Origin of the sequence: Pseudidiomarina marina (genome assembly GCF_003987045.1) — a bacterium.
Lineage (GTDB): Bacteria > Pseudomonadota > Gammaproteobacteria > Enterobacterales > Alteromonadaceae > Pseudidiomarina > Pseudidiomarina marina.
The window spans coordinates 1,161,344-1,171,544 of record NZ_PIPZ01000001.1; the positions used below are offsets into that span (position 1 = coordinate 1,161,344).

Here is a 10,201-nt window from a genome sequence, read left to right on the forward strand (position 1 = left end):
AACCTTGTACAAAATAATTCCGTTTTGTTAAGTTTTTTTAATACCAAAGCAACAGAATTATAACTGTGTTAAGGAATTGTAGCAATAGTAGCCCGGCGTTCTACGCCGGGTGGCGCGAAGCGCCGTAAGTGGGGTGCAGTCCAAGGACTGCACCCCTCCTTATTCAAAATAGGCGGATGGTACGCGGGAGTTCTTCGGCGGTAACTAAACTATCTTTCAACACAACATGCTCAATGCGCGTGATCTCCTCCTGAATCTTAGCTCTATCCGCGTCAGCGAGAGGATATCGTTGTGCTAAGTGAAGCGACTCAAGTGCATACTTCCAGCTCTTTACAGATTCAGCGATACCCGCCGCTCGCAAAGCCGCAGGGAAATAGCCTGACAGTGCCGCCTCGCGGTAAAAGGTGAAGGCTACATTCGTATCGCGCTCCGCAATCTTTCCTTCATCGTACAATTCCGCGTACGCAAATGCTCCCGCTGGGTGCTTATAGTTGGTTGCAGAAGCTAGGTAGTTGTACCCAAGGTTGCCGGCCTCAACTTCACCGGTATCCCGCGCCTGCTGCACAAAATAAGCACCTAACAGATATCTGGCCGTCACCACATCGGCCAACTCATTACTAATTGGGGTAAACGAATTCTCCGGTGCTGGGCAGTCCGCTTCTGATCTGCAAAAGGTCAATATCTCATGCACACGTGCTTCCGCCGCTTTATCGCCGCGAACCGCTTGAAGGACAATATCGTAATTTCGTAGCCACGAATCTGTCCAATGCTGGGCAACATGTGCGCCCATTGGCGTCGAAGCTTCCTTATCACCAAGTGCCGCAATAACCGATTTACTTCCCATTTCGCCAGAGACTGAACTCGACTTCTCCGCAGCCGAGGCATGCCAAGGCAGACGCTCGGGTAGTAGTCCAAAATCTTTCAACAGGCCCACCGTAAACAGTAACGCAACCGCACCTACTGGCACGCCGACAAAGCCCCATAACACCCATTTTTTGCTTGTGCTCACAAGTTGAACCTCTCACAAAATGTATTGTTACTTCTGCCTTTGCAGACCAAATCGTATTCGGCACGAAACAATGAAATATTGCATTCGCTTCGACGCATTTGGTTGTAATCTTTCAACGAACGCAGATCACGGTCAACATACCCGCGTTCGCGCAACAAATCGCGTCGCTCTTGCTCGAGTCGACTAAACTGCCCACTTCGCGCATAACTTTCCAAAGCCCCTTCATGGGTACCACGCACCGTGCCTCGCGTATTTCGCAACACGTTGATGTCGCCCTCAACATCATCCAATTGACTATCAATTGATCGCAATTGCCGACTCAAGCTAGAACGGCGACGCTCGATATTCTCGAGATCGTCCGCGCACTGCCGAGCTTGCTCTACAACATTGTCGCGAACCTTCGAAGTTTGTGGTTTTGGGGTAGGCGCTGACGCTGAAGTCATCGATGCCTTGCGCTGTGCCAGCACGTTATCCAGTGGATAGCCGAGTTCGCGTAAATTCGAGTGAATAGTATTCACATAAGGTTCATACTGATTCTCTACGTCGCGAAGCAGCTCAAACGCTTGCTTAAAAACATCCAGCGCGGCTTGCGACGAACCGATGGAACGGTAATGCAAACCCAGTTCAATTCCCGATTTTAAATGCCCGCGCTCTAATGCACTTTGTAGCAACTGCGCGCCATACTCTGGGTCTTTCGCTACAATGCCGCCACGAAGAAATTGTCGCCCCAAAGCGTAAGTGCTTGGCGCATAGGTTAAGTTATTGGCGAAGGTGTGAAGTCGTACAAAAAGTGTCGGATTACGCTCTAGCCCAGCTTGCTCTGACTTGTCGAGAAACAGCTCCGCTAAATTCGCCGCTGCTACCGCAGCTTCACGTTGCTGTTGCGTCGGGCGTACACCACGGCTCGCAAGCGGGCCTTTGCATTCCGCGCTGGCTAAACATTTCTTCACAAGACTGTTGAGTTTAGCAATTGCGTGAACTTCACCGCGCTCAGCCGGATCCGTCAATTGCCACAACATCAATTCTTCAAGTTTCCAAAAGCCCGGCTCAGACTCGAACATTTGGTTGGTCTGGGCGTTCGCTGTGTCAGCCATTGCCGACACCAGCACCGCTATTATTAGTAGGTTGCGCATGAGCGTCATCTCACAATAGAACCCTTACAAAGGGTAACCTTTGAAAATTATGCCGCCCTCGCCCAGTTGTCAAGGTGGGGTGCAGTCCTTACTCCGACCCAGGGGCGGAGAAAGGACTGCACCCCACCTCCCGCCTACCATATCAGACAATTTCTTCGTAATCTGCATTTTCCGCATGCTTTAATAGACATGTTTTTGACAAAACCACCAATTAGGTCTATTTTGTTAGACAGGAATTCAATGTGAGACAAACAATGCAAGTGACACTCCAGCTTCATAATGACGGTGAATGGCAAGACGCCTACAAGCTGCAGATCGAATTACCCGAACAAGGGGCAAGCAGCCCAGTAAAATTCGAGGTTCTGCATGGCTATGCTGTCAATTATATTGGCGAAAGAAACTCACGTAGTTTTTCCTCGAACTATGAAGTAAACCCAATGGATATCGCCAGCTTCAAACGCTGGCCAGCAGTCTTAGATGACGTATTACCGACAGGTTATGCACGTCAAAAGTGGCTAGAAATTCTTGGATTACAACAAGCATCACCAGCAGAACAGGCAATTTCTCTGCTAACGCAAGCTGCTATCAGCCCAATTGGAAATATTCGAGTCAAAGAGTCCGTCGAGCGAGCGCAAGCCGAAACACACCCAGAACTCGAAACAATGAAGTTTTCACAACGCGATGTCGTTGAGCGTGATCACGATTTTCTTGATTATGCTCGTGCACGCGGAGCACTTTCTGGCGGCGCTACTGGTGCAGGTGGCGCCGCGCCCAAGTTATTATTAAGGCGCACGGACAACCAACAGGTATGGATAGACACCCTACAGTGCGATATCCAAACAGATGCTCATTATTTAGTGAAGTTTCCCCGTGGCAAAGAGTCCATTCATGCCGATATCCTTCGAGCCGAAGCTGCATATTACCGGATACTCGATGAGTGGTTGAAAATAAACACCATAGATACCACGCAAATGTTACTTATCGAAGGAGCAAGACAGCCTTCGTTATGGCTGCCACGATTTGACCGAGTACATAACAAAAGCAGCATCCATCGCTATGGTCTCGAGTCGGTTTATTCGTTATTAAATAAAGAAGCCGGTACCTTCCTACGGCATGAAGATGTTTTAGCTAAATTATGTGGCGTGATTAACTCACAAGACTCAGAGTCGATAGTGATTGACTATCTAAAACGTGATTTGTTGAACCTGATACTTGGCAACACCGATAATCATGGTCGCAACATCGCCGTATTAAAAACCGCGACATCGACCACGCTGGCTCCGGTTTTTGATTTTGCTCCAATGAAAGCTGATCCGGAACAAATCATTCGCACGACCACTTGGTCAAATCAGTTTGAACGTGCCGGTCAAGTCGATTGGTTACAACTCTGTGATGCGCTGCAATCATACGGTGACCCAGAACGCTTTAAACATGAGTTGACCGAACTCGCCGAGAAACTCACCAAGCTGACAGATGCACTTGAACATTACCAAGTGCCGAAATCTATTATAGATTTCCCAGCGTTGGCCCTGTCTTATACCAATGAAAAATTGAAACGTTGGGGATTACTATGAATAAACCTGAAACCAATCGATTTGAGTTGAAAGCGGAGCTCATGCAACAAATGCTCCGCGGAGAAATTACGATGGGAGAAGTTGGTCGGCGAATTCGCACCGAAGGGTTACGCATGAGTCAAGAAGAGGTCTGCAAACTGTTAGGGCTTAGTCGCCAAGTTGTCAGCGACATCGAGAACAACGCCGGCAACCCTCGACTCGATAGTTTACAAAAGTACTTCAAACTTATGGGCTTCGAAATCGCCCTACTCCCTCGCCAACGCTCGGAATTGAAGTAGGGTGCAGTCCTTGCTCCGACCCAGGGGCGGAGTAAGGACTGCACCCCACCTCTCACTTATAAAATGCGCGGACAGCGCCAACAAACTCTTCCAGTGCATCAACCGGCAACGCATTCACCCCACCAGCGCCAGCCCGCCCGCCGCCATCAAACCGCGCACAGATATCCCCAGCGCCCTCAAGGCGAACCTTCGGCGCCCGTAAGCTCACGGTCAGCGTGGCGCCATCCCCATTCGGCGTCGCAATCACAATCGCCTGCGATGGATTAGCATGCGCTAAATCATTCCCCAAGGTGCCACTAATGCGGCGCGCCCACGCTTCAGCAGGCAACATCACCGCACGCACCACATCGTCACAAGCCACGACATCGGCCGTCGCAGCCAACGCCATATCTTCAGCGAAACCACGACGCAACACAGCAAACGGCGCATCAACCGCCGAGTCAGCCACCGCATCTAACGGCGAATCGTAAACCATCAACGCCCGAAACAAATCCTCCGGCGCAAAATGCAAATCGTCCACCGAGGCGCCATAGCCGTTGTAATTCACCAGCACGCCCAGTTCGCGTAATGCAGAAACCTCCGCAGCAGACAGCCCTAAAGCCGCACATTCAGCCTCAGCGACACTATTCAAACTATCGCCAAACGCCGCCGCCACCGACCACAACCGCTGACGCCCATCTAAATAAGCATTCATCAGTAGCCCGGTACAAACCGTCGGCGAAAAATCAATCAAGCACTCCAAACGCTCATGCTCAAACAGCGTGCGCGCCTGGTGATGATCGCAATAAAACACCGAAGCGCCCTGCGACAACAGACGTCGCAAGTCATCGGTGTTTTTATCAAAAGAAATATCCAACGCATGCACCACGGCATCACGAGCCTGCGAATTGCTCACGCGCCCAAGCAACGCATTGTCACGCTTCACACCGCTAATCAACACCTGCGAAGCAGCATCAACCGGAAACACCTTACGCAACTGAATTAAAGAGAAAATACCATCGGCATCGCCATTAAATACATCAACGTACATTCAGCACCCCGCGCGCCACCAGCGCCTGCACCACCTGCTCTGCCGCCTCTTCCACGCTCAGCGAAGCCGTACGTAAATGCACCTCCGGCGCTACGGGCGGCTCATACGGCGAACTAATCCCAGTAAAATGCGGAATCTCGCCCGCGCGAGCCTTCTTATACAGCCCTTTCGGATCACGTTGCTCGCACACTTCCAAAGGCGTATCGACAAACACTTCAATAAAGTCAGCAGAAGCCAAAGAACGCGCCTGCGCTCTATCGACCACAAACGGCGAAATAAATGCGGTGCCGACAATCAGCCCGGCATTGGTCATCAAGTTCGCCACTTCGGTAATGCGACGAATATTCTCAACACGCGAGGCATCGTCAAAGCCCAAATCTTTGTTCAGGCCGTGGCGCACATTGTCGCCGTCCAGCACGTAACTATGGCAGCCGCGCTCAAACAGCTTTCTATCTACCGCGTTGGCAATGGTGCTCTTGCCCGATCCAGACAGGCCGGTATACCAAAGTACGCAAGGCTTGTGACCTTTCTGCGCCGCGCGCTCCGCAGCTGAAACCGAGGCCTCATGCCAGACAATATTTGTAGTCATCTTTAACATCCGATTATTTAAAGATTGAAAATAACGAAAAGGATATCACGAAAATTAAACATGAAATCAATTTATGCGATCGCATAATAACATTCGAAAATTGCCACCAAAACACCCATTTTTATGCGATCGCATAAAATCAATTGACAATTGGCATCCTAGCACCTATTTTTATGCTATCGCATAAATTTTTGGTGACTACGATGCTTATTGAAGTGACATCCGCAAAAGAGATTGGCGCCTGGGCGCAGAAAGCTCGCAAAGCACAACAACTTGATCAACTCACTGCTGGTTCGTTGGCTAACTGCGGCCTCACCTTCGTGAGTCAGTTCGAAAACGGCAAGCCTTCTGTGCAACTGCAAAAAGCGCTGCAAATGCTAGAAACGCTTGGCGTACGCGTTTATTTAGACGTGCCTGAACAGCTTGCACAGGAAAAGTAGCATGACATCACAATCAACCGCTGTAGCCAATGCAGCACGCCAACTCAAAGTATTCATCAACACAACATACGTTGGCGACGTGCGCGAGAATAACGGTTTGTGGCAGTTTCAGTATGTCGAAAGCTGGTTGAGGCAAGCACACGCGTTTCCGCTCGCACCCTATTTACCTCTGCAAGCCGAGATACATAGCGACACCGGCACCAACCGACCGGTGCAGTGGTTTTTCGATAACTTGCTTCCCGAAGAAATGGCGCGGCAATTATTGGCGAAAGATTTGAAAGTTAGCGTTGAAGATGCCTTTGGCATGCTCGAAGCTATTGGCGGTGAAACCGCTGGCGCACTCACACTATTGCCACCCGGACTAGACATTCCAAGCGGCGATATCGCCCTACTTTCCAATGAAGAATTGAGTCAGCGCATTAAAAACTTACCGCGTAGCCCAATGAATAATCGGCAGCGCAAGCGTATGTCCCTAGCCGGAGCACAGCATAAAATGTTGGTTGTTCAGCGCCATCACGAGCTCTACGAGCCCATTGGGCAAATGCCGTCAACACACATTTTAAAGCCCGAGCATTCGCAACCCGACATCTACCACTTTACCGTACGCAATGAGTATACCACCATGACGTTAGCGCACGCTTGCGGGCTTATTGTTCCCATGGTGGCAATTCATTACGTTCCTCAGGCATACTATTTAGTTGAGCGCTTTGACCGCACAGGGCAGTTTCCTGAACTAAAACGAATACACGTGCTTGACGGATGCCAATTGCTGGGGCTTGCGGCCGGCGCAAAATACCGCATGAACACCATCGAAACGCTGCTGCAGCTCAAAGACATGTGCCGTAGTAAAGGCTTAACTGCGCTGCGCCTATTTCGATGGGTATTGTTTAACTTTTTTACCGGTAATGGCGATGCACACCTAAAGAATTTGTCGTTTAGTTATCAGCAAGGTGACCTCGAACTGCTGCCGCATTACGATTTACTTTCAACCATCATCTATGCCGATGTAGGCAATAGCCTGAACCAAGAACTTTCCCAGCCTTTGGGCAATGCAACCTATTTTGGTCAAGTGACGCATGCTGATCTCATCCAAGTTGCCGAACAATTTAACCTCAAGCCTCAAATAGCGGAGCGAGAAATCTCACAGCTCAAAGCCAAGCTCATTAACGCGATGGATAATGAACTCACCCGTCTTGAGCACAGCCCAAACTACACTGGCAAAGCCGGTGAACTACGCATGCTTCGACAGCTTCAGTATTTGGCAATACGCCCCCTAACGGAGCAGGTTTAGGGTGCAGTCCTTACTCCGCACCCAGGAGGGGTGCGGAGTAAGGACTGCACCCCACCTCTTCCCCACACCAGCCACATAAGATAAACTCAAGCGCATGAACCAAATCACCCACTTACAGCAACTCGAAGCCGAAGCCATTCACATCATGCGTGAGGTGGTGGCTGAACTGCGCAATCCGGTCATGTTGTACTCGGTGGGCAAAGACAGCTCGGTGCTGCTGCACATTGCGCGCAAAGCCTTCGCGCCGGGCAAAATTCCGTTTCCGTTGCTACATGTCGACACCACCTGGAAATTCAAAGAAATGATTGAATTTCGTGACCGCATGGCAGCGAAACACGGTTTTGAGCTCATCACGCATACGAATCCCGACGGCATCAGCCAAGGCATCGGCCCGTTCAGCCACGGTAGCGCCGTGCACACCGACGTGATGAAAACCCAAGCGCTCAAACAAGCCCTCAACAAATATCAATTTGATGCGGCGTTTGGCGGTGCTAGAAGAGACGAAGAAAAGTCACGAGCCAAAGAGCGCATCTATAGTTTCCGCGACAAGAACCATCGCTGGGATCCGAAAAATCAACGCCCAGAACTCTGGAACATCTACAACGGCAAAGTGCACCCGCAAGAGAGCATCCGCGTGTTCCCGCTGAGTAACTGGACCGAACTCGATATCTGGCAATATATCTACCTCGAGAACATCGAAATTCCGCAGCTTTATTTCGCCAAGCCGCGCCCAGTGGTGAAACGCAGCGGCACCTTAATCATGGTCGATGACGAGCGCATGCCGCTCGAAAACAACGAAACGCCGGAGCTCAAAACCGTGCGCTTTCGTACCCTCGGTTGCTACCCGCTCACCGGCGCTATCGAGTCAAGTGCCGCCACGTTGCCGGAAATTATCCAAGAAATGCTGCTCACCACCACCTCAGAGCGCCAAGGGCGCGTGATTGACAACGATGCCAACAGCTCCATGGAAAAGAAGAAAATGGAAGGGTATTTCTAATGAGGAACAAAAAGTGAGCCACGCATCGCCATTAATCGAACAAGATATTCTCAAATATCTACAACAGCACGAGAACAAAGAGCTGCTGCGTTTTATCACCTGCGGCAGCGTCGACGATGGCAAAAGCACACTCATTGGCCGCCTGCTGCACGACAGCAAAATGATCTATGAAGACCAACTGGCAACTATCACGAAAGACTCGAAAACCTCAGGTGACAGAGTTGACCTCTCACTCTTAGTCGACGGCCTGCAATCCGAGCGCGAGCAAGGCATCACCATTGACGTGGCGTACCGCTATTTCAGCACCGACAAGCGCAAGTTCATCATTGCCGACACGCCCGGGCACGAGCAATACACTCGCAATATGGCAACCGGCGCCAGCACCAGCGAACTGGCCATAATCTTGATTGATGCCAGCAAAGGCGTACAAACCCAAACCAAGCGCCACAGCTACATCGTCAGCTTGCTGGGCATCAAGCACGCCATTGTTGCCATTAACAAAATTGATTTAATTAACTACGACCAAGCCCGCTACAAAGCCATTCAAGACGATTACCTGAAGCTAGCCGGTCAGCTCGATATTCCAGACATCCACTTCGTGCCAATTAGCGCGCTTGACGGTGACAACGTGGTGCACAAAAGCGCGAACACGCCGTGGTTCCGTGGTCGCACGCTGATGGAATACCTCGAAACACTCGAAATTAATCGCGATGGCGATCACAGCGACTTTCGCTTCCCGGTACAGTACGTGAACCGCGTCAACACCGCCGAAACACCAAACTTTCGTGGTTACGCAGGCACCATCGCATCGGGCTCGGTGCAAGTAGGCGATACCATTCGGGTGTTGCCATCGGGCAAAATTTCAACCATCAAAAGCATTTACACCTTTGACGGCGAGATCAGCCAAGCGCAAGCCCCGCAAGCAGTGACGCTGACGCTGAATGACGAAATTGATATTAGCCGTGGGGATATGATTGTTGAGAAGAACGCCATGCCGCATATGTCGAGTCGGCTGCGCGCCAAAATGGTGTGGTTAAACGAGGACGGCCTCGTGCCGTATAAAGAATACTACTTGAAGATGGGCAGCAAACTCACCACCTGTGTGGTGGAAAATGTACGTTACCGCGTGGATGTGAATACCTTAGAAGAGGCCGATGCCGAAACCTTGGTGCTCAATGAAATTGGCTTAGTGGATGTAAACGTGCACGAGCGTGTGGTGTTCGATAAGTATCGTATGAACCGCAGCACCGGCGCCTTCATTCTCATCGACAAACTCACCAACGCCACCGTCGGCGCCGGCATGGTGCATCAGCCTTTGACCGATCAAACCGCCGCCCCCGGCGAAGTCAGCGAATTCGAGAAAAACCTCAACGCCTACGTGCGCAAACACTTCCCCCACTGGGGCGCCAAGGAAGTGTAAGGGTGCAGTTTTTACGCCGAACCCGCAGGGTGCGGAGTAAGGACTGCACCCCACCTACTCAATATTCAACTATTTAATTACAGGCTAATTCTGGAAAGTTCTCTACATAGAAATCTAAAGGCTGAGTGATGATGTCATTGTAGAAATTATTTAATTCAACGTTTTTTTCCTTGAGACCATAATCCTTTGATCGACCAGAAATATAGTTTCCGATAACGTGAGCATTACTTAACGCTCTATTTTTGTGAACGATACAGAAAACAAATTCTACATCTTTAGGAACAAATTTTGACAAAATTTCCCTGAGTATCTCTGTAATCCCCCCGAAAAATCGGAGCAGTTATAAGTAGAAAATTCCGTTAAACTAAAACGAAGGAGTTTTCTATGCGCAAATCACGATACACAGACAGTCAGATCTTAGCGATTCTGAAACAAAACGA

General features: G+C 50.2%; 10 protein-coding genes. 6 read left to right on the forward strand and 4 right to left on the reverse strand.

Going from position 1 to position 10,201, the window contains the following annotated elements:
- Positions 1 to 163 precede the first annotated feature (163 nt).
- Together CWI76_RS05580 and CWI76_RS05585 are read right to left on the reverse strand one after the other, a co-directional pair.
- Positions 164 to 1,009 carry a sel1 repeat family protein gene (locus tag CWI76_RS05580; protein WP_126759322.1) on the reverse strand — a complete coding sequence of 282 codons (846 nt, stop codon included), beginning with the start codon at positions 1,007 to 1,009 and terminating at the stop codon, positions 164 to 166.
- Positions 1,006 to 2,142, reverse strand: a complete 1,137-nt coding sequence (locus tag CWI76_RS05585) for an SEL1-like repeat protein (protein WP_126759323.1) — start codon at positions 2,140 to 2,142, stop codon at positions 1,006 to 1,008. Before CWI76_RS05585 ends, CWI76_RS05580 begins: the two co-directional genes overlap by 4 nt.
- Before the next feature lie 242 nt (positions 2,143 to 2,384).
- Here CWI76_RS05585 and CWI76_RS05590 point away from each other — a divergent pair, with 242 nt between their 5' ends.
- Together CWI76_RS05590 and CWI76_RS05595 are read left to right on the forward strand one after the other, a co-directional pair.
- Positions 2,385 to 3,716: a type II toxin-antitoxin system HipA family toxin gene (locus CWI76_RS05590; protein ID WP_126759324.1), complete on the forward strand. Its 1,332-nt coding sequence runs from the start codon at positions 2,385 to 2,387 to the stop codon at positions 3,714 to 3,716.
- A complete protein-coding gene (locus CWI76_RS05595) occupies positions 3,713 to 3,994 on the forward strand; it encodes a helix-turn-helix domain-containing protein (protein WP_126759325.1) in 282 nt (93 codons plus the stop codon). The genes CWI76_RS05590 and CWI76_RS05595 overlap by 4 nt, the downstream gene beginning before the upstream one ends.
- Positions 3,995 to 4,046: 52 nt before the next feature.
- On the opposite strand, the gene CWI76_RS05600 is transcribed toward CWI76_RS05595, so the two are convergent.
- Both CWI76_RS05600 and cysC read right to left on the reverse strand, forming a co-directional pair.
- Complete coding sequence (locus CWI76_RS05600; RefSeq protein ID WP_126759326.1) at positions 4,047 to 5,024, reverse strand: hypothetical protein; 978 nt, start codon at positions 5,022 to 5,024, stop codon at positions 4,047 to 4,049.
- On the reverse strand, positions 5,014 to 5,613 hold the full coding sequence (gene cysC / locus CWI76_RS05605) for an adenylyl-sulfate kinase (RefSeq protein WP_126759327.1): 600 nt from the start codon (positions 5,611 to 5,613) through the stop codon (positions 5,014 to 5,016). The genes CWI76_RS05600 and cysC overlap by 11 nt, the downstream gene beginning before the upstream one ends.
- Before the next feature lie 203 nt (positions 5,614 to 5,816).
- Here cysC and CWI76_RS05610 point away from each other — a divergent pair, with 203 nt between their 5' ends.
- The 4 genes from CWI76_RS05610 to cysN all read left to right on the forward strand — a co-directional run bounded on the left by CWI76_RS05610 (position 5,817) and on the right by cysN (position 9,761).
- Positions 5,817 to 6,053: a helix-turn-helix domain-containing protein gene (locus CWI76_RS05610; protein WP_126759328.1), complete on the forward strand. Its 237-nt coding sequence runs from the start codon at positions 5,817 to 5,819 to the stop codon at positions 6,051 to 6,053.
- 1 nt (position 6,054) lies between these two features.
- Positions 6,055 to 7,344 carry a HipA domain-containing protein gene (locus CWI76_RS05615; protein WP_126759329.1) on the forward strand — a complete coding sequence of 430 codons (1,290 nt, stop codon included), beginning with the start codon at positions 6,055 to 6,057 and terminating at the stop codon, positions 7,342 to 7,344.
- Positions 7,345 to 7,438: 94 nt separating this feature from the next.
- The gene (cysD, locus tag CWI76_RS05620; RefSeq protein WP_126759330.1) at positions 7,439 to 8,341 is read left to right on the forward strand and encodes a sulfate adenylyltransferase subunit CysD; all 903 of its coding nucleotides are present in this window, start codon (positions 7,439 to 7,441) and stop codon (positions 8,339 to 8,341) included.
- A 13-nt stretch (positions 8,342 to 8,354) separates the two neighbouring features.
- On the forward strand, positions 8,355 to 9,761 hold the full coding sequence (gene cysN / locus CWI76_RS05625) for a sulfate adenylyltransferase subunit CysN (protein WP_126759331.1): 1,407 nt from the start codon (positions 8,355 to 8,357) through the stop codon (positions 9,759 to 9,761).
- Positions 9,762 to 10,201 lie beyond the last annotated feature (440 nt).